Raw genomic sequence first — 21,011 nt, 5'->3', positions numbered from 1 at the left:
GAATGAAGCTTTACACACGTACTGGAGATGAAGGGAAAACAAGTGTGATTGGAGGCCGGCTGGATAAAAACCATATCCGTGTTAATGCCTATGGAACACTGGATGAGCTGAACAGCTTTGTTGGGGTGGCCATAACAAAGCTCCAGGATGCCAAGTATGACGATATCCGGAACGAACTGGTGAAAATCCAGCATGAGTTGTTTGATTGCGGCGGCGATCTTTCAGCTGTAAAAAAGGATTATCCATATAAAGCAAACACCGACATGATCACCTTTTTGGAAGAGCGCATTGATGAATACATTATAGAAGCTCCAGAGCTGGAACGCTTTATTCTTCCGGGAGGTTCAGAGGCTTCAGCCGCGATTCATGTTTGCCGTACGGTAGCAAGACGGGGAGAGCGGGAAATTGTGGCGCTGAAACAGGAGAATGAAATCAACCCCGTTGTTTTAAAATACGTGAACCGTTTGTCCGATTACTTTTTTGCCATTGCCCGGGTGATTAATTTCCGGGAAGGTGTAAAGGACGTGGAATACGAACGAAGTGCCATCGTTTTCCGTGGAGGCAAGAGAAAAGAAAATGATACGAAATAAAAATATCGCGCTGTTTACGGCGTTTGTTTCTCTGGCAGTAGCCGGTTCATTTATCAAAATTCCTTCGCCCATAGGCAGTGTGGCCTTTGATTCCATGCCCGCTCTGGCTGCGGCGGCTTTAATGTCTCCATGGTCTGGGCTTGCTGTAGCCGGTTTTGGACATTTACTTACAGCTGCCCTGGCCGGTTTTCCTTTGGGGCCGCTGCATGTAGTGGTAGCGGTTCAGATGGGGTTTTTAGCATTCTTTTATGGCGTGCTGTACGGGAAGAATGCGAAAACGGCTGCCACAATAATGTTTGTACTAGGAAATGGTATCCTGGCTCCACTCTGCTTTTGGCCGGTTTTGGGAAAAGCGGCCGTTCTTGGACTTATCCCAAGCCTGCTGGCAGCCGCTATTCTTAATGCTTTGACCGCTCTTGTCATCATTCCACGAATTAAGCCGGTCTTCCGCCAGTCAGCCATGAGGATCAACCATGAAAAGAAATCGTGATATTATCGTGCAAGACTTTGGCTCTGGGCAAGTGGCGGTGATAGCTGCAGACAACTCAGGTGGAATTGGCAGCCTTCCGATGGATGAAGTAAAGGTACCTTATGAGGAAGTCGCGCGGTTTGGCGCCCGGGTCTGCGCGATGGAAGTGCTGGCTGCCGGGGCTGTGCCCGTTTCGTTCATTATCCACTCCTTTAATGGTGATGGGGCATGGAATGAACTCGTGACAGGAGCACAAAAGACGTTTGCCGAACTTGGTCTGGACGGTATTGAAATCACAGGAAGCACAGAGAGCAATATGAACATGGTCCAGTCCGCTTCTTCTTTCATGATGATTGGCAGGGCGGCACAGCATGATCTTAGGCTTGGAATTACTCCATCTCATGCAAAAGTTGCCGTCATAGGTGCACCGCTTGTCGGGGAGGAAGTGCTATCGCGTTCTGGAGAAATGATTTTATTGTCCCTTTTCCGTCAGCTGCTGAAAACAGAGGGGATTTATGAAATCCTGCCGGTCGGCTCAAAAGGCATTGACCACGAACTTGGGGTGATGTGTGGTTTATCAGCAAAGTTCAGGAGTACCCTGCCTCTATATAAGTCAGCCGGACCTTCCACATGCGTGCTGATCAGTTATGATGAAAAACAGCATTCAGCCATCAGGAATTTGTGCGGGATGCTGTTTCATGAACTTGACCCGTTACTTTAATTGTGACCTCTCATTAAAAAACGTTCGGTAGCCGTATTGGACAAAAAGAATGACGCTGAACGAAACTGAGCCGGCAATCCCCAGCATGATGGCAATCTGGTATTCAATTGCGGTAAGCGGTGAGATACCGGATAGGATCTGTCCGGTCATCATGCCCGGAAGGAAAACGATCCCCATGCCGACCATGGAGTTGATCGTGGGAAGAATGGCGGAGTCAAACGCACGGTCGACCAGTTCTTTGGAAGCAGCTTTCGTGGTTGCTCCAAGCATCAGGGCTGCTTCCACCATGCGTTTTTGCTTTTCCATGCCCTCCACAAGGTGATTTACCCCAAGCGTTATCCCTGTCATGGCATTCCCGATGATCATCCCGGCAATCGGTATAACATACCTCGGCTCAAACCAGGGAGAGAACTGAATGACCACATAGTTGAAAAAGAGAAGGCTGGCCAGAGTGCCGACTGTCATCGAAACAGCGATGACTTTTTTTAATGAAGAAGATAAATCGTATTTGATCCGCTTAAAAACGTTATAAATCGCAAAGATCTCCATGAGAGCGAAAATGAAAAGAGTCAGAAGAGGATGCGGGTGCTTGAATACGTAGGTGAGGATATACCCCGCAAGCACAAGCTGAATCGTCATCCTTAGTGTCCCGATCATGATTTCTTTTTCCCTCGCGATCCCTCTCCACTTCACAATAACCGTCAAAATAACGATGAAGAGATAGGCAGACAGAAGCTGCCACAATGAGATATCAATAATTTTATCCTTCATGTGCAGCCTCCTTTATTTTCTGATTGTACTTTTCAAGATGGACCGGCACCTCAGCGTAACGGTCTGCAATTTGCTTGGAGTGGGTGACCATTATGACAGTTTTATTCTTTTGTTTGGCCTTTTTTAAAAAAGATGAGATGACCTCATCCGCTGTTTCGTCATCAAGGGCCGATGAGGGCTCGTCCAGCAGATAAACATCCGAATCAAGCAAGAGAACTCGGGCCAGCGCAAGCCGCTGCTGCTCTCCACCCGACAATCCCTCTGCAACTGTTTCTAGCGATTTTCGTAAATACACACTATGTAAAGCTTCTTCAAGCACTCGATCATCTGGCACGGGTTTCTCCGAAAACATCAGTCCGGCAATAAGATTATCTCTAACGGTCCCGGGAAATATGGCGGGCATTTGCTGAAGCATGATAACGTTTCTTCGATGCTGTACGGGATCAAGCGAGGCGATATCCTTTCCTTTATAAAGCACCGTGCCTTCATCAGGGCTGATCAGGTGATTCAGCAGTTTAAGCACCGTTGTTTTTCCGCTGCCGCTTTCTCCGGTAAGAATGCTCACTTTATTTTCTTCAATACGTAAATGTCCAATTTTCAAAATATCTTTATAGCGAATATCTTTTAGTTCAAACATGGGTGATTTCCTCCTTCCCGACAGTCCTTTTATGGCATGATAAATTATTTGGAATACATTGCCGAACGAATGCCCGTATGATACATTATGTATAGTGTAACGTTGTCCGTGGAGGTGTGACAAATGCAAACAGCAGCAACAGTTTTATTGGTGATTGTTTCGATCGCACTTATTATAGTCGTTGTTCTTCAATCTGGCCGTTCGGCAGGATTATCAGGAGCGATTACTGGTGGCGCCGAGCAGTTATTTGGAAAGCAAAAAGCCCGTGGAATGGATGCCGTCCTGAGCAGGCTGACGATTATTCTCGCCACATTGTTCTTCTTGTTGGCGATTGCGGTAGCGTATTTTATTTAATGATACCCCAACAGCAGGTGAATTTTCACTTGCTGTTTTTATTTTTTTGTCTGGCAGTTTGAAAGCTTTTTCCGATAGGGATATGGTATGATTTTTTACGGACATTATAGGGTAACTAATGATAAAAAAGGTGATAATATGATTGGCTGTCTTTGTCTTCACGGGTTTACCGGCAGTCCGTATGAAGTAGAGCCGGTTACCCGCTATTTAGAAGAACATACCGATTGGTTGATTTCAGTGCCAACCTATCCGGGACATGGAGAGCAATTAATGCTGAAGGGGATCACACACAAGCTTTGGATCGATGAAGCAGAACGAGCCTTCTTGGAATTGCGAAAAAAGAGCGGCACGCTCTATATACTCGGTTTCTCCATGGGCGGAATAATCGGCGGTTATCTTGCATCGAAGTACGGATGCGATAAACTTATCCTGCTCAGTGCCAGCGCTTATTATATGAACCCGGCACAGATGGTGAAAGATATCAAGGACATGATCATAAAAGGTGTGCGGGGTACGCTGAAGGATGATGAACTGTACCTGCGATACCGGAAAAAGTTTATGGATACTCCGCTTTCCGCCACGTTTGAATTCCGGAAGCTCGTCAAAACGCTCAAGCCCTCGTTTCGTGACATTGAAGTACCCACGCTGATTATCCAGGGGGAGTGCGACGGACTGGTGCCGCGCAAGAGCGCCGAGTATATTTATAAAACTATACCATCGAAACGTAAGAAGCTTTGTTATTTAAAAGAATCGAAGCATATGATCTGCCACGATGTAGACCAGGAACAGCTGATCGAAGAAGTTTTTCAATTTTTAATGGAACCAACGAAGTAAGGGAGAGTAAGCAACATGATGAAAATTACAGCACCAAAACCATTTATGTTTGAAGGAGGAAAACGGGCGGTATTATTATTACATGGTTTTACAGGCAGCTCCGCAGACGTTCGCATGCTGGGCCGTTTTCTGCAAAAGAAGGGATACACCTGCCATGCTCCTCAGTATAAAGGGCACGCGGTCCCACCTGAAGAGCTCGTACATACAGGCCCGGATGACTGGTGGAAGGATGTCATGGATGGGTTCAACCTTCTAAAAGAAAGGGGACATACGGAAATTGCCGTTTGCGGATTATCGCTCGGCGGTGTCTTTTCATTAAAATTGGCAACAGAGCAGCCGGTGGTCGGTGTGGTCCCGATGTGCGCACCCATGCATGTAAAAAGTGAAGAAACGATTTACCGGGGTGTACTGGAGTATGCCCGTGAATACAAAAGCCGTGAAAACAAGTCGCAGGAGCAAGTTGATCAGGAGATGGAGGCGTTCAAAAAAACCCCTATGAATACCTTAAAGGGCCTTCAACAGCTTCTGGGAGATGTGCGAAATTCCATTGACATGGTATACGCACCTACGTTTGTTGTACAGGCTAGACATGATGAAATGATTAATACGGACTCTGCCAATATTATTTACAATGAAGTGGAAAGCGACATTAAGGATTTGAAATGGTACGAAGAATCCACTCATGTAATCACACTTGGCAAGGAAAAGGAACAGCTGCATGAGGATGTCTACACCTTCCTGGAAAAGCTGGACTGGTCCGTGGAGTAAGGTTTTTCCCATAAGGAGGAGATGTAGTGGATAAGCAGCAACTGCTTGCATTCATGAAAGAAGAAGCATATAAACCGCTTACCGTTCAGGAACTGGAAGATGCCTTCCAGCTGCGGGAAACGGATGATTTTAAAATTTTGGTTCGGACACTGAACGAGATGGAAGATGAGGGGCTTGTCGTCAGAACAAGAACAAATCGATACGGTCTTCCTGACAAAATGAATTTGGTTAGAGGAAAGGTGCAGGCTCATGCGAAAGGGTTTGCTTTTGTCCTCCCTGAAACAGGAGAAGGAAAAGACGTCTACATTTCTCAGGGAGACATGGGCAGTGCCATGAACAATGACGTGGTGCTCGTACGCCTTAACACCAATTCAAAAGGCTCCCATCCGGAAGGCACCATTATCCGCGTTCTGGAGCGTGGTGTAACAGAAACAGTAGGAACGTTCCAGCAAAGCCGCAGTTTTGGGTTTGTGGTCGCTGATGACAAACGGATTCCAAATGATATTTTCATCCCGGCTGAAGGGGTAAATGGTGCCATTGAAGGTCATAAAGTCGTTGTTAAAATCACCAAGTACCCTGAAGGGCGCAACAGTGCAGAAGGTGAAGTTATCCACATTCTCGGCCATAAAAACGACCCGGGCGTGGATATCCTCTCTGTCATTTTTAAACACGGGCTGCCAAGAGAGTTTCCTGAAGAGGTTCTGGAACAGGCAAACAGTGTGCCTGACACCATTGATCCGAAAGACATTGAAGGCCGCCGTGACCTGCGTGACCAAACCATTGTCACGATTGATGGAGAAGATGCAAAGGATTTGGATGATGCTGTTAATGTAATCAAGCTTGATAACGGCAATTATAAACTTGGGGTTCATATCGCCGATGTCAGCCACTATGTAACCGAAGGATCACCGATCGATGTGGAAGCACTGGAACGGGGAACAAGTGTGTATCTCGTAGACCGGGTGATTCCGATGATTCCTCACCGCCTGTCGAACGGGATCTGTTCATTGAATCCGCGGGTGGATCGCCTGACGCTTTCCTGTGAGATGGAAATCACACCTAAAGGGGAAGTAATCAAGCACGAAATTTTCCCAAGCGTCATCAAAACGGTTGAACGGATGACCTACACGAATGTACGGAAAATCCTTCAGCGTGAAGACGACGAAGTGTTAAAAAGGTATGAGCCGCTTATTCCGTTTTTTGATGGAATGGGCGAATTGGCGGAAATTCTGCGGAAACGCCGTTTTGACCGTGGTGCCATTGACTTCGATTTCAGTGAAGCGCGTGTCATCGTCAATGAAAATAGCGAGCCGCAGGAAGTGGTGCTTCGGGAACGGTCGGTAGCGGAACGCCTGATCGAGGAGTTCATGCTGTGTGCCAATGAAACGGTAGCCCAGCACTTCCATAAAGCCGATCTTCCGTTCATGTACCGGATCCACGAAGATCCGGATGCAGAGAAACTGCATCGTTTCCTTGAATTCATCGCCATGTTTGGCTATGTCCTAAAAGGTGGAGTGGAAGAAGTTCATCCGCGTTCTCTGCAAAAACTTCTTGAAGAAGTAAAAGACGAGCCGGAAGAAATGGTGATCAGCAAAATCATGCTCCGTTCCATGAAGCAGGCGAAATACTATCCGGAAAGCTTGGGCCATTATGGACTGGCAACCGAGTTCTATACGCACTTTACTTCACCGATCCGACGTTATCCGGACTTAATCGTTCACCGATTGATCCGGACGTATCTTATTAACAAAAAGACCGATCCTAGCACGGTGGCAAAATGGAAGGGACAGCTTGAGAAAATCGCCAAGCATGCTTCTGACAGGGAACGCCGCGCGGTGGATGCCGAGCGTGAAACGGATGACCTGAAAAAGGCAGAATTCATGCAGGATAAAATCGGGGAAGAGTACGAAGGTGTCATCAGTTCCGTAACCAACTTCGGGTTGTTTGTCGAACTTCCGAATACGATTGAGGGACTCGTGCATGTGAGCTACCTGGCGGATGATTACTACCGCTATGATGAAAAGCACATGGCCATGATCGGGGAACGCACAGGGAACGTATTCCGAATCGGAGATGAACTGGCTGTCCGGGTCATCAATGTGAATCTCGACGAGCGCGCCATTGATTTTGAGATCGTCGGCATGAAGGGAACACCTCGCAAACGGGGCAAGGACCGTCCAAAAGTTATCGAAGGCGGAGGACGAAAACGAAAAACACGCCGTCCGGAAGCTGAACGAGGGGACAAAGGCGGCTCAACAAAAGGCAAGAAAAAGCCATTTTATAAAGGAAATATCACAAAAAAGAAAAAGAAGAACAAAAAGAGATAAACCGGTGCATGGAAACGTCATACAGCTTCCAACTGTATTTGACGTTTCCTGACCAATTAGGTATAATTAAGGTTGCACTTGTTTTGGGGAGGTCATGAAACATGCCAAGAGGAGAAGGAAAACTTGTCGCTCAAAATAAAAAAGCGCGGCATGATTATCATATAGAAGAAACCTTTGAGGCAGGCATCGTCCTCCAGGGGACAGAAATCAAAGCCATCCGTGCAGGCCGGATCAATTTAAAGGATTCATTCGCCCGTGTGCAAAATGGAGAATTGTTTCTCCACAACATGCACGTAAGCCCGTATGAACAGGGAAACCGTTATAACCATGATCCGCTCAGAACACGGAAACTGCTGCTTCATAAGAAGGAAATTACCAAGCTATTGGGCCAGACAAAAGAGCAGGGGTACTCAATCGTACCGTTGAAGCTGTATCTGAAAAACGGATTTGCGAAGGTTTTAATCGGCTTGGCCAAGGGTAAAAAGAATTACGATAAGCGGCAGGATCTGAAGAAAAAAGATGCCAAACGCGAGATCGAACGCGCATTCAGGGATCGTCAAAAGGCATAAACTGGATAGTGTGTCCGATTGAAAAAATCGCGTAAAAATGCTATACTTTATTGTGTTGCTAACAACTGAATAAAAAGTTGCAGCAGCTTTAACTTCCCGTAAGATTCACCCCGGGATTTCTATCATGGGGACGTTACGGATTCGACAGGGGTAGTTCGAGCTTAAGTTGCGAGTCGAGGGGGTCGGCCTCGTTAAAACGCCAACGCCTATAACTGGCAAAACTAACAACAACCTAGCTTTAGCTGCGTAATAGCACTTTAGCTGATCCTCCCTCCATCGCCCATGTGGTAGGGTAAGGGTCTCACTCTTAGTGGGCTACGCCGGCTGTCCTCCGCCTGAGGACGAAGGAAGAGCACAATCAGGCTAGCACTTCAAACGCCTGTCGATAGGCAGCTGAAGTCGCGAAACGCGAATATATCGACTACACTCGTAGAAGCTTAAGTGCCGTTATCTTTGGACGTGGGTTCGACTCCCACCGTCTCCACCAATACATAACTGTTTGGTGGTTTTTTATTGTTTGACTTGAACCAAAAGTTTAACATATGCTTCAACATACTCTGGGAAAATTGATGTTTTTAAAATTATCATAAGTAGAGATGCTATTAACTAGCATCTTTTTTTTGCCGAGAATTTGTTTTAAAAGAGGAATTTCCTTATTTTGGTGGAAAACAAGGCAGTCGATAAATAATTCCTTTTACTGGGAAAATTAATGAAATATTGTTAGAACTCTTATAATGGAGGTAGTCAAAAGAGGGAAACCAGTTATTGGTCTCCCTCTTTTGCTTTTCACATATTAGGCGTTCTCATGGGCGTTGAGTGGAAAAGTGAAAACTTTTATTCACTTTTCCACTCTATATTATGCATTTATCGTAATAAATGTTTGTACACTAGACATCAATCTTAGCAACTGCTACGGCGTTTTTTCTTCTTTTTACAAACAAAAATTGATGAACTTGATGAACGTCTGCATTTTGAAGAACGTTTTGAAGATTGTCTAGAAGAATGCTTATGATGAGAAGAACTTGAAGAACGTTTTGAAGAACGTCTAGAAGAATGCTTATGATGAGAAGAAGATCGTTTAGAAGAACGTTTCGAACTTCTCTTTCCAGACCTTTTTGGCATAGATATCCCTCCTTAAAGTACAGAGAAAATATAATGATTTTGCTCTGTTCTTTAGATTATTCAGGTATGTCCTTTTTCGTTTGGACAAGTATCTGTAAGAGAAAAAATAGGCATACGAAATGATTGGGAAAAGAAGGTTTCTATAACGAATTCACAAATCATTTTTGTAGCAAAGACAACCATACGACAAGCTGCTTTCCTTTATTCTTGATTTCCTTAGCGATCTAACCCTTATGTTTTCTCCATAAGAAAAATACACAATAAAAAACCATGATCGCGTTAAACATGGTTTTTATTAATGGGTCTATCTTGCCGAATAAAACATTCAGTCTATAAGTGCTCATTGGTGGAATGGAAAAGTCATCGTTGGTGGTTTATTGGCCTACACAAACAATGAAGAGCCTTTATTTATATCAAAGAATTCTGAAGAAACATATGTTTTCAGAAAGTTTAATTATGAAGCATATACTTTCTTCGAGTAATAATTTAAATCAGGATTTAAGCATAATTCCACTTAATACTACAAAATATTCCTGGAAAGTTAATGCCTCAAGTCACATATTGTAACTAAAACGATATTTGCATTCAATACATGCAAAAGAAAGAACCGACTATGATTGAAGAGGCTTCTTTCTTAGCATTGTGAATCTTGATTATTTAGAAAGTTCGTGGAAAGCGGATTGAAATTGTTCAAAAGTTGATATTCCAAAGCGTGTGTTATCTCCATGAAAGAAAATGTCCATTGCTACTTCGTGAGCATCCATCACTGAACAATTTCGAGCATTCATGATTAACCGCAAATATGATACGAAATAATCCTTTCCTAAAGCTCCCCCGCGATTGACAATCATTTCATTCCCTCCTTAGGATGCACATGAGCAGCATGGATCCAGGGTTAAGGATGATTTAGAAACCACTCGTTCCTTTGCTTTGTTGTCTTCTTTTTGATTCTGATGCATCCAAGCCACCTGTGCTTGTCTTTCCACTTTTTCCTGACGAGCTTTAGCCAAAAGGTAAACAGCATATTCATTAAGCATACTAATTTCCTTCTTCATCAAATAAAGTTGATTTATTAATCAAAAAAAATTGATTAAAATCCTAGAAAAAGATATAAGCTAGCAACTGGGTTTAAAAATACAGCACAGTTCATGGGAAAGCAAATGGTTAATTTCTTTCATGTTGATGCTATAATAGCTGTTGGTTCCTTTTGTCTCTTTGTGGATGATGCCAGCGTCCCAAAGGATCTTTAAATGATAAGACAGTTTGGATTGCGTCATCCCCATTAAAGGAGCCAGGTCACAAACACAGGTCTTTCCTCGTTGAGTAAGGATATTCATAATGTGAAGCCGCTTTTTATCGGCCAACGCTTTAAACTGGCTTTCGTACCTTTCGAACTCTTTGTCTTGTGAAAGGTCTTGAAGCGCAATTTCTTTTTGCATCGTACATCACCTCGTCTTCATGAATTTATCGTATATTGTCATCCAGGAGTTGTCAATTTTTATTAATCAAAAAAAATTGATAAAACAGGTTGTATTTGGATAAAGTTGCTAATATACTTTAATTAATCAAGAAAATTTGATTAATAGGTTGGCATAAACAATTATTGGAGGGATTACAATGAAAGTTCATGTTGGTGTAAATGTCACAGATCTAGAAAAGTCCATTGCGTTTTACTCAATGGTATTTGATTCAGAACCAGTCAAAGTAAAATCCGACTATGCGAAATTCCTGCTAGAGAATCCAGGCCTTAACTTTACGTTAAACCTAAAAAATGAAGTATCGGGAAACCAGGTCGGCCACTTCGGGTTCCAAGTAGATGATGCAGTAGAAGTACAAAGGCATAAAGACCGTCTGGAGAAGCTCGGCTTTTTTGCGCGCGAGGAAATGGATGTGACCTGCTGCTATGCCACTCAGGACAAATTCTGGGTGTCTGATCCAGACGGCAACGAATGGGAGTTCTTTTATACGAAGAGTGATGTAGAGGAACAGTCTCCATATGCGAACACCACAGCCTGCTGCTAGGAACAAAAAAACAAGAGCAGAAGCTCTCTTTTCAAGAATGTTTTAACAGCAGCAAGAATTATTTTTCTATAAAGCTTCTTAATAGCTTGCTAATAGTTCACCTCCTAAAAGGGGTGAACTTTTTCACTTGTATACATAAGAATATACTTATACAATGATGGATGGAAAAGATGAAAGGGAGGTGCTTCATGTTGAACGAACAAGCAGTGGAAATTGAGACAGCGGCAACCATCCTGAAACTGCTCGGTGATAAGACAAGACTTACCATAGTCAAAATCTTGTCTGAGAATGAGTGTTGTGTTTGTGAGTTTGTGGAGCTGTTTCAAATGAGCCAGCCTGCGGTAAGTCAGCATTTACGGAAATTAAGAGACAGCGGGCTTGTAAAAGAACGGAAAAAAGGACAGTGGGTATATTACTCCGTCAATCCTTCTTACCCTTATCTTTCGTATTTGATAACCATCATTCAAGATATACCGAGTCAGCGTTTTCGTATGGAAGAATTAGAAGCACAAGGAAAGCGAATCACTTGTGAGTAAGTAGGAGGGTTTAGTTGTGAGTTCAGTCATTATAGCCAGCATCATTTTCTTAGTTACCTTGACGCTTGTCATTTGGCAGCCGAGAGGACTAAGTATCGGGTGGAGTGCGTGTGGGGGAGCTGTTTTAGCCCTCCTCTTCCAAGTGGTTTCATTTCAGGACGTTATTGACGTAACAGGAATCGTTTGGAACGCGACCCTGACCTTTGTTGCTGTGATTATCATTTCACTCATCTTAGATGAGATCGGATTTTTTGAATGGGCCGCTCTTCACATGGCCCGTTATGCCAAAGGCAGTGGCCTCAAAATGTTCTTGCTCGTCACCATACTTGGTGCAGTTGTTGCTGCATTTTTCGCGAATGATGGAGCAGCATTGATCTTAACGCCGATCGTCCTTGCTATGGTACGCAATCTAAAGTTTGAGGACAAGATGATTCTGCCGTTTATCATGGCCGGTGGATTCATTGCTGATACAACGTCACTGCCGTTAGTGGTCAGTAACCTGGTGAACATCGTATCGGCTGACTTTTTCGGCATCAGCTTTTCCACGTATGCAAGCCGAATGATCGTCCCGAACCTCTTTAGCTTATTGGCCAGTAGTTTGGTGCTGTATCTGTATTTCAGAAAAAGTATCCCAAAATCGTATGACGTCAACCAGCTGAAGAAGCCAGTGGATGCGATCAAAGACATGGAGATGTTCAAATCTTCTTGGTTTGTACTCGCCGTACTGGTGATTGGTTATTTTGTTGGGGAACTATTTTCCGTTCCTGTCTCGATTATCGCGGGGATTATCGCGATCGTTTTCTTACAGACGGCAAGAAAGAGTTCCGCCGTTCACACGAAAACCGTAATCAAAGGGGCTCCGTGGGCTGTGGTCTTTTTCTCCATCGGGATGTATGTGGTCGTTTATGGACTTAAAAACGCCGGGCTCACGAGTCTTTTGGCCGATGTCATTGAGAACGTCACCCACCATGGATTGTTTGTCGGAACCATTGGTATGGGCTTTATTGCTGCCATTATTTCATCGATTATGAACAACATGCCAACCGTGATGATTGATGCATTAGCGATTTCAGATACCCAGACCACAGGAGCAATGAGAGAAGCCTTGATCTATGCGAACGTTATCGGTTCAGATCTAGGGCCAAAGCTCACACCGATCGGTTCGTTGGCCACACTGCTTTGGCTGCATGTATTGAACACCAAAGGCGTCAAAATATCATGGGGATACTATTTTAAGGTAGGCGTCGTATTAACAGTACCCACGTTGTTTATTACCCTGACAGGGCTTTATATCTGGTTAACCATTATTCATTAATTCCTTAAAGGAGTGTTTCAAATGGCGAAAAAAACAATCTACTTCTTATGTACAGGAAACTCTTGCCGAAGCCAGATGGCTGAAGGTTGGGGTAAGAAACTGCTTGGTGACGAGTGGGAGGTAAAAAGTGCAGGTATCGAAGCTCATGGCTTGAACCCGAACGCGGTGAAAGCTATGAAAGAAATTGATATCGACATCACGAACCAAACCTCTGATCTCATTGACCCTGAAATCTTAAATAATGCAGACTTTGTGGTTACGCTTTGCGGGGATGCAGCGGATAAATGCCCGATGACTCCTCCTCATGTAAAACGAGACCATTGGGGCTTTGACGATCCTGCGAAAGCTCAAGGTACAGAAGAGGAAAAATGGAAGTTCTTCCAGCGAGTTCGCGATGAAATCGGTGAACGAATCGAGACGTTTGGGAAAACAGGAGAATAATGCTAAATCAGCAATTCTGTGTCTTAGCCGTATTGACTTTGAATTCGTACAGCCCAAAGGTATGTTCAAAGTACTTTTCTAAAAAGTAATGAAAGCCTAAGTTTCGTGTGGGAAACTTTAGGCTTTTTTGAATTACACTTTCGCTAATTTTTCGTTTTTGTGAATGTCTTCAGTTCCAGCATCCATCGCCGTTTTGTAATAGGAACACTTATGCTGGATAACCTCCATTGTCTTTTTCAATTCTGCCATCTGGGCTTCCACATTGGCTTTTCGTTCCAAAAACATATTATATCTTTGCTCTAACGTGGAATCTCCCTCTGAACACCAATCTATGAACGTTTTAATTTCCTTAATCGGCATCCCGGTAGCTTTGAGGCATTCAATGACTTTTAACGCACTGATATCGGATTCTTTAAACAAACGGTTACCGTTTGGTGTCCGTTCTACGAATGGCATAAGGCCCTCTTTGTCGTAGTACCTCAACGTATAAACGGTAAGGTTCAATTCTTTTGCAACTTCGCTGATCGTATATGTCTTCATTACGAATCTCCTTGCCCTGATTTCGACTTCGAGTTAACTCTATGGTTCGGAAAATTCTATCACTGAATTTATGGCCTGTCAAAGTCACTTGGAGGAAAGTAAAAATTGTTTTTGAATTTATGGTGTAATTGCTTGACCTAGAGTTAACTCGAAGGATTAACATGGGCATACAAGAGAAAAGTGTTCTCTTGAAATCTATACATACTTGGAGGTTTCTTTCATGATAACTGCTAAAGCACGAGCTGTAGATGGTCCGGACACCCCCTTTCGAGCAGCTGAAATCAATCGGCGCGATCTTGATACGCATGATGTACTAATTGAAATTAAATATGCAGGAATTTGCCATTCTGATATCCACACTGCTCACGGTGAATGGGGCGAAGTGAATTATCCACTTGTGCCAGGACACGAGATTGCAGGATTTGTTACAGAGATAGGCAGAGAGGTCACAAAGTACAAAGTCGGTGACAGAGTTGGTGTTGGTTGTATGGTCGACTCCTGTGGTGAATGTGTGAACTGCCAGAAAGGAGAAGAACAATACTGTCTTAAAGGAAATGTTCCTACTTATGCAGGGGTTGACAAGTACGGAGAACCAACTCAGGGCGGCTATTCTACCCACATCGTCGTAACGGAGGACTTTGTGGTCAGAATTCCTGATAACATTGAGCTTGACGCAGCTGCACCACTGCTTTGCGCAGGAATTACGACCTATTCTCCATTACATCATTGGGGAGCTGGTCCAGGAAAGAAAGTAGCGGTTGTAGGTATGGGCGGCCTTGGCCATATGGCGGTTAAAATTGCACATGCCATGGGTGCTGAGGTTACAGTTCTATCCCAATCCTTGAACAAAAAAGAAGACGGTTTGGAATTCGGTGCAAAAAATTACTATGCCACAAAAGATCCAGAAACCTTCCAGAAGCTTGCGGGATCCTTTGATCTGATTATCAATACGGTAAGTGCAAAGATTGACATGGACGCGTACTTCTCACTACTTACTCTTGACGGTACACTTGTAAATGTCGGTGCGCCTGCAGAGCCACTAGAAGTAAATGTATTCTCACTGATCGGTCATCGCCGCTCATTTGCCGGTTCTATGATCGGGGGAATCCGTCAGACACAGGAAATGCTGGATTTCTGTGCAGAGCATAACATTGCTCCTAAGATTGAAGTCATTTCAGCTGACCAAATTGACGAAGCCTACAAACGTGTGCTGGCTTCTGATGTGAAGTATCGTTTCGTCATTGACACAAGCACAATCTGAGTGATGTTCTAAGAAGTCCCCAAAGCCTGTCTTTTGGGGCTTCTTTTTTGTTTTAAGCACAATAACTTTCCAGGTGAAAGTTTATATCCCCAAAAGGCCAGGTAAAAAAGTTTCCCGGCCTTTTAATTATAAAATTCCCTCTAACAAAATTCCAAGTTCTCTTGCTATGGTTTTAGGTGGAGAAGGCATTCCATCCTTTAGCCGTGATTCCAATACTCCTACATAAGCATTTGCAGCGAATTGAACAACTACATCGTCACTAAGACCTTCATTTTTTCCGTTTGTTTTTTGCAATTCATCTTTAAATCCATCCATTATATACTCCAAGAATTGACTGCGAAAAGAAGGGGCTGCTCCTTTGCTGGCTAACATCGTTGAAAAAAATAAAAAATGTTTCTCAAAGTATTCAAAAAATATCTGAGTGGCATCGATCCATTCTTCCTGACATGCCCATTCATCTGTCTCCTTAAGCTGGTTTAAGGAATTACGAGAAGGCGATTTCACGATAAAAATAAATTAGAGAAAGCAGGGACAAAAATGAAAAATGAACAATTAAAAATAGCACCATCTTTCCTTTAGGAGAAAAAGTAGATGCAGCCAATTTTATCGGTGATGCATACTTACAAATGATATTTACCGACCAAAAACCACTAAATACAGCCATTGGAAATGTAACCTTTGCTCCAGGATCCCGCAATAATTGGCATTCTCATAAAGTTGGACAAGTTTTGTTGGTTACAGGTGGTGAGGGCTGGTATCAGGAGGAAGGGAAACCAGCTCGATTACTAAAAACAGGTGATGTGGTCAATATTCCGCCTCATGTGAAACACTGGCATGGCGCCACAAAAGACAGCTGGTTTGTACACCTGGCACTAACCCAGGGTGAAACCGTTTGGCTGGAAGCAGTCGGCGAAGAAACCTATAATAAGCTGCAAGATTAAAGTATGATTTAGAAGAAAGCCGACCTCTCATATAAGAGAAGGACGGTTTTTTTTTGACAATTTTGGAAACATGGTTGACATCTTTCTGGTATTCTCATAAAATTGAACTCGAGATTGATAATCATTTTCAATAGATGAAATTATATAGATTTTAGTTAAGGTTTAAAAGGAGGCCTCATTGATGTCCAGGCTGCACGCTGAGAATTTGACGGTTACATACGGTGAAAGGGATATAGTGAAGAATCTCGGAGTTTCCATTCCGGATGGACAAATTACGGCGATTATCGGGCCAAACGGCTGCGGAAAGTCAACGCTTTTGAAAACGTTGTCCCGTATTTTGAACCCGAAAACCGGCATGGTGTATCTTGATGGGAAAGGAATCAGTAAAGAACCCACGAAGAAAATTGCCCAAAAGATGGCGATTTTGCCTCAGTCCCCTGACGCTCCTGAAGGACTGACAGTGGGTGAGCTTGTTTCTTACGGAAGATTTCCTTATCAAAAGGGACTTGGAAAGCTTACGAAAAAGGATTATGAGGTCATCGACTGGGCACTTCAGGTTACCGGCATTCATGAGTTTAAGGATCGTCCTGTAGATGCCCTCTCAGGCGGACAGCGCCAGCGGGTATGGATTGCGATGGCACTGGCGCAGGAAACTGACATTATCCTTTTGGATGAACCGACCACATACCTTGATATGTGCCATCAGTTGGAAGTACTTGAACTGTTGGACCATCTAAACAGAGTGGAAAAGCGGACGATTGTCATGGTCATTCATGATCTGAACCACGCTGCCCGCTTTGCTCATCACATGGTGGCCATGAAAGACGGTGCTATTATGAATGAGGGAACAGCTGAACAGGTAATGACACGACAGGTGCTTCGGAACGTATTCAATATCGATGCCGAGATCGGTACGGATCCAAGAACGAGAAAGCCAGTTTGTCTGACGTACGATATCATAAAGCCTGTAGAGCTTGTTGAGAATTTGGCGTAATATTACGCCTTTCTTGTTTACTTTCAATTGAGAATGATTATTATTGCTAACTATAGGGGGAACTCATAAGATGAAAAAGCATACAAAAAAACTGTTCATTGGCCTGATCGCCGTCGTTCTTATGCTGGCACTGTCAGCTTGCGGCAATAAATCTGAAGAAAACGCCGATTCTGGTAAAAAAGAATCCAAAACAAGAATCTATAAAGGTGAAAATGGCGATGTGAAGGTTCCGGCTCATCCAAAGCGAGTGGCCATGATGGCAGCGACGTATGCAGGAAACCTGCTTGAGCTTGGTATTACGCCTGTGGCCGTTAACGAATATCCGAAGCAAAACAAATTTTACGGAAATAAATTGGACAAGGCGGAAGTGGTAACAGCCGATTCATATGAAAAGCTTCTTGAGCTCAATCCTGATTTGATCATTACCTACTCCGATGATAAAAACCTCAAGAAATACAAAGAGATTGCACCAACCGTTACCATGACGTACGACAAATATGACTACCTTGAGCAGCATATTGAAATTGGAAAAATGGTAGGTAAAGAAAAGGAAGCAAAAGCATGGGTAAAAGAGTGGAAGAAAGAAGCCGCTGATGCCCGGGAAAAAGTACAATCAGCCATCGGTAAAGATAAAACGTTTATGGTTATGGAAGCTTATGGAAAAGACATGTATGTTTACGGAAAGAACTGGGGACGCGGAACTGAGGTTATTTACCAGGCTCTGGGCCTAAAAGCACCTAAGAAGCTGCAAGAAGATGTGTTCGGGCCTGGCTGGAAAGCGATCTCTACGGAAGTCATTCCAAAATACGCAGGCGATTACATTTTTGTTGGAACCGGTGCAGGCAATCCCGACAATTCCTTTATGAAGTCAAACGTATGGAAGCAGCTTCCTGCTGTGAAAAACGGACATGCAATCAAATTTGATTCAGAATCGTTCTACTTCAATGACCCAATTTCCCTTGAAAAAGAACTGGACTTTGTCGTAAAAGAACTAACCAAAAAGAACTAAATTGCATAAAGAAAAGGGTAGCAAGCCATGTTCAAGACAAAAACCAAACAAATAAAAGATCATACTGTATATTCTAGGCCGACAGCAGGAACATCCATCCTGCTGCTCGGCCTTGTTCTGCTTGTCGTAAGTGTCGGGGTAGCTATTTCCGTCGGAGCAGCGAAGATCAATATTCTTACCGTTTGGAATGCCGTTTTAAATTATGACCCTGGCAGGGAAGCCGACCGGATTATTGTCAGTCTTCGTTTGCCAAGAGAGCTCGGAGCGGCGGTGGTTGGAGCTGCTTTTGCCGTCAGCGGTGCGATCATGCAGGGAATGACCCGCAACCCGCTTGCTGATCCCGGCTTGCTCGGCCTGAATGCCGGAGCTAGTTTTGCTCTTGCCTGTGTGTTTGCGTTTTACTCAGGAGCAGACTATTTAACGGTCATGGTAATCTCCTTTATCGGTGCCGGTATTGGAGCGGGAATGGTATTTGGCCTGGGATCGATGAGGAGAGGCGGACTTTCTCCAATCCGGATTACGCTCGCTGGTGCCGCAGTTTCCGCCCTTCTTTCGTCACTGGGAGAAGGCATCGCCTTATACTTTAAGCTTTCGCAAGACCTTGCGTTTTGGACGGCTGGCGGAGTATCGGGCACCAATTGGGCACAGCTTAAATTAATTGTTCCCGTGACTTTGATGGGAATTGTGGTTGCTGTCCTGTTTTCAAGGCAATTAACGATGCTTAGTTTTGGTGAAGAAGTAGCAAAAGGGCTTGGACAGAATACGCTCCTCACGAAAATTGTTCTGATGACTGTGGTGCTGATTTTGGCTGGTGCAGCCGTATCACTGGTGGGCGCGATTGCCTTTGTGGGATTAATGGTTCCGCATATTGTCAGATTTTTGGTTGGCACGGATTATCGCTGGATCATTCCTTGTTCCGCTGTATTTGGAAGTGTGCTGATGGTTTTGGCCGACACCTTTGGACGGGTGATCAATGCGCCCTATGAGACTCCTGTAGGAGCGGTCGTAGCGATGATTGGCGTTCCGTTTTTCCTTTACCTTGCGAGAAGGGGAGGAATAAGCCGTTGATGAATCCAGGTCATACCAAAAAGGTAAGAGTAACAACTATCTCCGCGATTGTATTACTGATCGCAGTATTGATTATTAGTGTGGGAACCGGTTTTGCCTCACTAACTCCTGCAGAGCTGTTTCGGACGATTTTTGGACAAGGAACACCGAAAGAAAATCTTATTCTGTTTGAATTCAGGCTGCCGCGTATTTTTGTAGCTATTCTTGCAGGAATGGGACTCGCGGTTTCAGGTGCCATTCTTCAAAGCTTAACGAAAAATCCGCTGTCAGATCCAGGCATCCTCGGTATAAATGCCGGTGCCGGACTGATGGTGGTCGTTTATATTATGTTCTTTACTGTGGAATCATCAAGTTCGCTGTATATTCTTCCGCTTTTTGCTCTGGCAGGAGGGGGAGCAACCGCTGCGATCATCTATATTATGTCTTACAAAAAAGGGGAAGGGGTTGAACCCGCACGGCTTGTGCTGGTTGGGGTCGGTTTGGCAGCCGCTCTTGCGGGAGCTACCCTGACCCTGGCGACCAGGCTGGATATGGAGAACTACGCGTTCATGGCCAATTGGCTCGCAGGACGGATTTGGGGTGATGATTGGGTTTTCGTTGTTTCATTGCTTCCTTGGATAGTAGTGCTTCTTCCATTATCCTTGATGAAATCCAATGTATTGAATATGCTGAACTTGAACGAAAACGTGGCAATCGGAACGGGCGTGAATGCGGGGAGAGAACGAATTGTGCTGATTATAATGGCAGTTGCCCTTGCTTCAGCGTCAGTGGCTGTCAGCGGGGGCATTGCGTTTGTTGGCCTTATGGCCCCGCATATTGCACGGTCACTAGTTGGTCCGCGGCACCAGTCCTTTCTGCCGCTTGCAGCGCTGATCGGAGCCATTCTGCTTCTTGCTGCGGATACGATTGGAAGAGTCGTTCTTGATCCGAGCGGCATCCCGGCTGGAATTATCGTTACTTTAATTGGAGCGCCATATTTTATGTACCTGTTGGCAAGAAAATAAGTGATGCATGAAGATGAGGCTGGTTGTTAACCGGCCTCTATTTTATCGGATGTAAAAGTTGACATGATGAAATGATTGCCCTATTATTATGTAGACCGATCACTATAATTTCGAGGTGGAAACGTTGGATAAAAAGGAAAGCACGAGGAATAGTATATTAGGAACTGCTTCCCGCTTGTTTCAATGCCAAGGGTACCATGGGACGGGTTTGAAGCAGATCATAGAGGAAAGCGGAGCACCGAAGGGATCCATCTATTATCATTTTCCAGATGGTAAAGAAGAGATCGCTTTTGAAGCCATTCAGTTGATGAAACAGCACGTACTGCAGGCAGCAAGAATGGACTTAAACGGCAAAGCTACCGCTGTGGAAGCCTTTGGATATCATATTGAGAAGGTTTCTTTTTTATTTGATTCTGAGCAGAAGACCACAGGGCTGCCAATTGGACTGATCGCTTCGGAAACAGCTGAAACCAATCCGAAACTCCGGGAAGCATGCAATTCCGCTTTTGCAAACTGGCAGTCTTTGTACGCTGAGGTGCTTGTGGGATTCGGTTTTAATGAAAATAAAGCAGCCGATTTGGGTGTGACCATTAATGCGCTGATTGAAGGAGGCTGTATTTTATCGATGACAAATGGCAGTGGGGAACCATTGCGTTCAATTGCAAAGCAAATACCATTTTTGCTTATGAATGAAGAATAAAGAAAAAGTATCACTAGT

At 44.2% G+C, this 21,011-nt stretch carries 26 protein-coding genes and 1 other RNA gene; 20 read left to right on the top strand and 7 right to left on the bottom strand.

The window, feature by feature from the left end:
* Positions 1-2 precede the first annotated feature (2 nt).
* From BLT53_RS13820 to BLT53_RS13810, 3 genes are read left to right on the top strand one after another with little or no spacing between them, the layout of a single operon-like run.
* Complete coding sequence (locus tag BLT53_RS13820) at positions 3-590, top strand: cob(I)yrinic acid a,c-diamide adenosyltransferase (RefSeq protein WP_090235624.1); 588 nt, start codon at positions 3-5, stop codon at positions 588-590.
* Positions 577-1,080, top strand: coding sequence for an ECF transporter S component (locus BLT53_RS13815; RefSeq protein WP_090235623.1), 504 nt, complete (start codon positions 577-579; stop codon positions 1,078-1,080). Before BLT53_RS13820 ends, BLT53_RS13815 begins: the two co-directional genes overlap by 14 nt.
* Positions 1,064-1,780, top strand: a complete 717-nt coding sequence (locus BLT53_RS13810; protein ID WP_090235621.1) for a hypothetical protein — start codon at positions 1,064-1,066, stop codon at positions 1,778-1,780. Before BLT53_RS13815 ends, BLT53_RS13810 begins: the two co-directional genes overlap by 17 nt.
* Here BLT53_RS13810 and BLT53_RS13805 read toward each other — a convergent pair.
* Entirely contained in the window at positions 1,772-2,551 is a 780-nt protein-coding gene (locus BLT53_RS13805) for an ABC transporter permease (RefSeq protein WP_090235620.1), read from the bottom strand. The two genes, BLT53_RS13810 and BLT53_RS13805, sit on opposite strands and share 9 nt — an antisense overlap.
* Entirely contained in the window at positions 2,541-3,188 is a 648-nt protein-coding gene (locus BLT53_RS13800) for an ABC transporter ATP-binding protein (protein WP_090235618.1), read from the bottom strand. The genes BLT53_RS13805 and BLT53_RS13800 overlap by 11 nt, the downstream gene beginning before the upstream one ends.
* Before the next feature lie 123 nt (positions 3,189-3,311).
* Between BLT53_RS13800 and secG the strand changes: the two genes are divergently transcribed.
* From secG to ssrA, 6 genes are all read left to right on the top strand, one after another.
* Positions 3,312-3,542, top strand: a complete 231-nt coding sequence (secG, locus tag BLT53_RS13795; RefSeq protein WP_061972021.1) for a preprotein translocase subunit SecG — start codon at positions 3,312-3,314, stop codon at positions 3,540-3,542.
* Positions 3,543-3,680: 138 nt separating this feature from the next.
* Positions 3,681-4,376 (top strand): alpha/beta hydrolase, encoded by a 696-nt coding sequence (locus BLT53_RS13790; protein WP_090235617.1) that lies wholly within the window; start codon positions 3,681-3,683, stop codon positions 4,374-4,376.
* Between the two features lie 15 nt (positions 4,377-4,391).
* Entirely contained in the window at positions 4,392-5,144 is a 753-nt protein-coding gene (locus tag BLT53_RS13785; RefSeq protein ID WP_090235615.1) for an alpha/beta hydrolase, read from the top strand.
* A gap of 26 nt (positions 5,145-5,170) precedes the next feature.
* Entirely contained in the window at positions 5,171-7,471 is a 2,301-nt protein-coding gene (rnr, locus tag BLT53_RS13780; protein ID WP_090235613.1) for a ribonuclease R, read from the top strand.
* A 101-nt stretch (positions 7,472-7,572) separates the two neighbouring features.
* Complete coding sequence (gene smpB, locus BLT53_RS13775) at positions 7,573-8,040, top strand: SsrA-binding protein SmpB (protein ID WP_090235611.1); 468 nt, start codon at positions 7,573-7,575, stop codon at positions 8,038-8,040.
* Between the two features lie 126 nt (positions 8,041-8,166).
* Positions 8,167-8,527: a transfer-messenger RNA gene (gene ssrA / locus BLT53_RS13770) on the top strand.
* Between the two features lie 1,288 nt (positions 8,528-9,815).
* Here ssrA and BLT53_RS13765 read toward each other — a convergent pair.
* The 3 genes from BLT53_RS13765 to BLT53_RS13760 all read right to left on the bottom strand — a co-directional run bounded on the left by BLT53_RS13765 (position 9,816) and on the right by BLT53_RS13760 (position 10,601).
* A complete protein-coding gene (locus tag BLT53_RS13765; RefSeq protein ID WP_090235610.1) occupies positions 9,816-10,013 on the bottom strand; it encodes a hypothetical protein in 198 nt (65 codons plus the stop codon).
* Between the two features lie 12 nt (positions 10,014-10,025).
* Complete coding sequence (locus BLT53_RS25135; RefSeq protein ID WP_170834347.1) at positions 10,026-10,199, bottom strand: hypothetical protein; 174 nt, start codon at positions 10,197-10,199, stop codon at positions 10,026-10,028.
* 78 nt (positions 10,200-10,277) lie between these two features.
* Complete coding sequence (locus tag BLT53_RS13760; protein WP_090235608.1) at positions 10,278-10,601, bottom strand: ArsR/SmtB family transcription factor; 324 nt, start codon at positions 10,599-10,601, stop codon at positions 10,278-10,280.
* Between the two features lie 178 nt (positions 10,602-10,779).
* Here BLT53_RS13760 and BLT53_RS13755 point away from each other — a divergent pair, with 178 nt between their 5' ends.
* The 4 genes from BLT53_RS13755 to arsC all read left to right on the top strand — a co-directional run bounded on the left by BLT53_RS13755 (position 10,780) and on the right by arsC (position 13,476).
* Entirely contained in the window at positions 10,780-11,184 is a 405-nt protein-coding gene (locus BLT53_RS13755) for an ArsI/CadI family heavy metal resistance metalloenzyme (protein WP_090235607.1), read from the top strand.
* Positions 11,185-11,372: 188 nt separating this feature from the next.
* Positions 11,373-11,720: an ArsR/SmtB family transcription factor gene (locus BLT53_RS13750; protein WP_090235605.1), complete on the top strand. Its 348-nt coding sequence runs from the start codon at positions 11,373-11,375 to the stop codon at positions 11,718-11,720.
* Positions 11,721-11,736: 16 nt separating this feature from the next.
* Positions 11,737-13,035 (top strand): arsenic transporter, encoded by a 1,299-nt coding sequence (locus BLT53_RS13745; protein WP_090235604.1) that lies wholly within the window; start codon positions 11,737-11,739, stop codon positions 13,033-13,035.
* 21 nt (positions 13,036-13,056) lie between these two features.
* Positions 13,057-13,476, top strand: a complete 420-nt coding sequence (arsC, locus tag BLT53_RS13740; protein ID WP_090235602.1) for an arsenate reductase (thioredoxin) — start codon at positions 13,057-13,059, stop codon at positions 13,474-13,476.
* A 132-nt stretch (positions 13,477-13,608) separates the two neighbouring features.
* On the opposite strand, the gene BLT53_RS13735 is transcribed toward arsC, so the two are convergent.
* The gene (locus BLT53_RS13735) at positions 13,609-14,016 is read right to left on the bottom strand and encodes a MerR family transcriptional regulator (protein WP_090235601.1); all 408 of its coding nucleotides are present in this window, start codon (positions 14,014-14,016) and stop codon (positions 13,609-13,611) included.
* A 220-nt stretch (positions 14,017-14,236) separates the two neighbouring features.
* On the opposite strand from BLT53_RS13735, the gene BLT53_RS13730 reads away from it, so the two are divergent.
* The gene (locus BLT53_RS13730) at positions 14,237-15,277 is read left to right on the top strand and encodes an NAD(P)-dependent alcohol dehydrogenase (protein ID WP_090235600.1); all 1,041 of its coding nucleotides are present in this window, start codon (positions 14,237-14,239) and stop codon (positions 15,275-15,277) included.
* A 126-nt stretch (positions 15,278-15,403) separates the two neighbouring features.
* Here BLT53_RS13730 and BLT53_RS13725 read toward each other — a convergent pair whose 3' ends face one another.
* Positions 15,404-15,781 (bottom strand): TetR-like C-terminal domain-containing protein, encoded by a 378-nt coding sequence (locus BLT53_RS13725; RefSeq protein ID WP_090235598.1) that lies wholly within the window; start codon positions 15,779-15,781, stop codon positions 15,404-15,406.
* 47 nt (positions 15,782-15,828) lie between these two features.
* Between BLT53_RS13725 and BLT53_RS13720 the strand changes: the two genes are divergently transcribed.
* From BLT53_RS13720 to BLT53_RS13695, 6 genes are all read left to right on the top strand, one after another.
* Positions 15,829-16,218: a cupin domain-containing protein gene (locus BLT53_RS13720; RefSeq protein ID WP_090235597.1), complete on the top strand. Its 390-nt coding sequence runs from the start codon at positions 15,829-15,831 to the stop codon at positions 16,216-16,218.
* A 181-nt stretch (positions 16,219-16,399) separates the two neighbouring features.
* Complete coding sequence (locus BLT53_RS13715) at positions 16,400-17,212, top strand: ABC transporter ATP-binding protein (protein ID WP_090235596.1); 813 nt, start codon at positions 16,400-16,402, stop codon at positions 17,210-17,212.
* Positions 17,213-17,282: 70 nt separating this feature from the next.
* Entirely contained in the window at positions 17,283-18,221 is a 939-nt protein-coding gene (locus BLT53_RS13710; protein WP_090235594.1) for an iron-hydroxamate ABC transporter substrate-binding protein, read from the top strand.
* A 27-nt stretch (positions 18,222-18,248) separates the two neighbouring features.
* The gene (locus BLT53_RS13705; protein ID WP_090235593.1) at positions 18,249-19,289 is read left to right on the top strand and encodes a FecCD family ABC transporter permease; all 1,041 of its coding nucleotides are present in this window, start codon (positions 18,249-18,251) and stop codon (positions 19,287-19,289) included.
* A complete protein-coding gene (locus tag BLT53_RS13700) occupies positions 19,289-20,293 on the top strand; it encodes a FecCD family ABC transporter permease (RefSeq protein WP_090235591.1) in 1,005 nt (334 codons plus the stop codon). Before BLT53_RS13705 ends, BLT53_RS13700 begins: the two co-directional genes overlap by 1 nt.
* Positions 20,294-20,417: 124 nt before the next feature.
* Positions 20,418-20,993, top strand: a complete 576-nt coding sequence (locus BLT53_RS13695; RefSeq protein WP_090235590.1) for a TetR/AcrR family transcriptional regulator — start codon at positions 20,418-20,420, stop codon at positions 20,991-20,993.
* The last annotated feature ends 18 nt before the right edge of the window (positions 20,994-21,011 follow it).

The organism is Fictibacillus solisalsi (assembly GCF_900103485.1).
In the GTDB taxonomy this organism is placed as follows: Bacteria; Bacillota; Bacilli; order Bacillales; family Fictibacillaceae; genus Fictibacillus_C; species Fictibacillus_C solisalsi.
This window is presented reverse-complemented; position numbering and strand designations above follow the sequence as displayed.

Coding starts and splice junctions, on each gene's coding strand:
- BLT53_RS13820 (WP_090235624.1), top strand. CDS start 3: ATGAAGCTTTACACACGTACTGGAGATGAAGGGAAAACAAGTGTGATT.
- BLT53_RS13815 (WP_090235623.1), top strand. CDS start 577: ATGATACGAAATAAAAATATCGCGCTGTTTACGGCGTTTGTTTCTCTG.
- BLT53_RS13810 (WP_090235621.1), top strand. CDS start 1,064: ATGAAAAGAAATCGTGATATTATCGTGCAAGACTTTGGCTCTGGGCAA.
- BLT53_RS13805 (WP_090235620.1), bottom strand. CDS start 2,551: ATGAAGGATAAAATTATTGATATCTCATTGTGGCAGCTTCTGTCTGCC.
- BLT53_RS13800 (WP_090235618.1), bottom strand. CDS start 3,188: ATGTTTGAACTAAAAGATATTCGCTATAAAGATATTTTGAAAATTGGA.
- secG (WP_061972021.1), top strand. CDS start 3,312: ATGCAAACAGCAGCAACAGTTTTATTGGTGATTGTTTCGATCGCACTT.
- BLT53_RS13790 (WP_090235617.1), top strand. CDS start 3,681: ATGATTGGCTGTCTTTGTCTTCACGGGTTTACCGGCAGTCCGTATGAA.
- BLT53_RS13785 (WP_090235615.1), top strand. CDS start 4,392: ATGATGAAAATTACAGCACCAAAACCATTTATGTTTGAAGGAGGAAAA.
- smpB (WP_090235611.1), top strand. CDS start 7,573: ATGCCAAGAGGAGAAGGAAAACTTGTCGCTCAAAATAAAAAAGCGCGG.
- BLT53_RS13765 (WP_090235610.1), bottom strand. CDS start 10,013: ATGATTGTCAATCGCGGGGGAGCTTTAGGAAAGGATTATTTCGTATCA.
- BLT53_RS25135 (WP_170834347.1), bottom strand. CDS start 10,199: ATGCTTAATGAATATGCTGTTTACCTTTTGGCTAAAGCTCGTCAGGAA.
- BLT53_RS13760 (WP_090235608.1), bottom strand. CDS start 10,601: ATGCAAAAAGAAATTGCGCTTCAAGACCTTTCACAAGACAAAGAGTTC.
- BLT53_RS13755 (WP_090235607.1), top strand. CDS start 10,780: ATGAAAGTTCATGTTGGTGTAAATGTCACAGATCTAGAAAAGTCCATT.
- BLT53_RS13750 (WP_090235605.1), top strand. CDS start 11,373: ATGTTGAACGAACAAGCAGTGGAAATTGAGACAGCGGCAACCATCCTG.
- arsC (WP_090235602.1), top strand. CDS start 13,057: ATGGCGAAAAAAACAATCTACTTCTTATGTACAGGAAACTCTTGCCGA.
- BLT53_RS13735 (WP_090235601.1), bottom strand. CDS start 14,016: ATGAAGACATATACGATCAGCGAAGTTGCAAAAGAATTGAACCTTACC.
- BLT53_RS13730 (WP_090235600.1), top strand. CDS start 14,237: ATGATAACTGCTAAAGCACGAGCTGTAGATGGTCCGGACACCCCCTTT.
- BLT53_RS13715 (WP_090235596.1), top strand. CDS start 16,400: ATGTCCAGGCTGCACGCTGAGAATTTGACGGTTACATACGGTGAAAGG.
- BLT53_RS13710 (WP_090235594.1), top strand. CDS start 17,283: ATGAAAAAGCATACAAAAAAACTGTTCATTGGCCTGATCGCCGTCGTT.
- BLT53_RS13705 (WP_090235593.1), top strand. CDS start 18,249: ATGTTCAAGACAAAAACCAAACAAATAAAAGATCATACTGTATATTCT.
- BLT53_RS13700 (WP_090235591.1), top strand. CDS start 19,289: ATGAATCCAGGTCATACCAAAAAGGTAAGAGTAACAACTATCTCCGCG.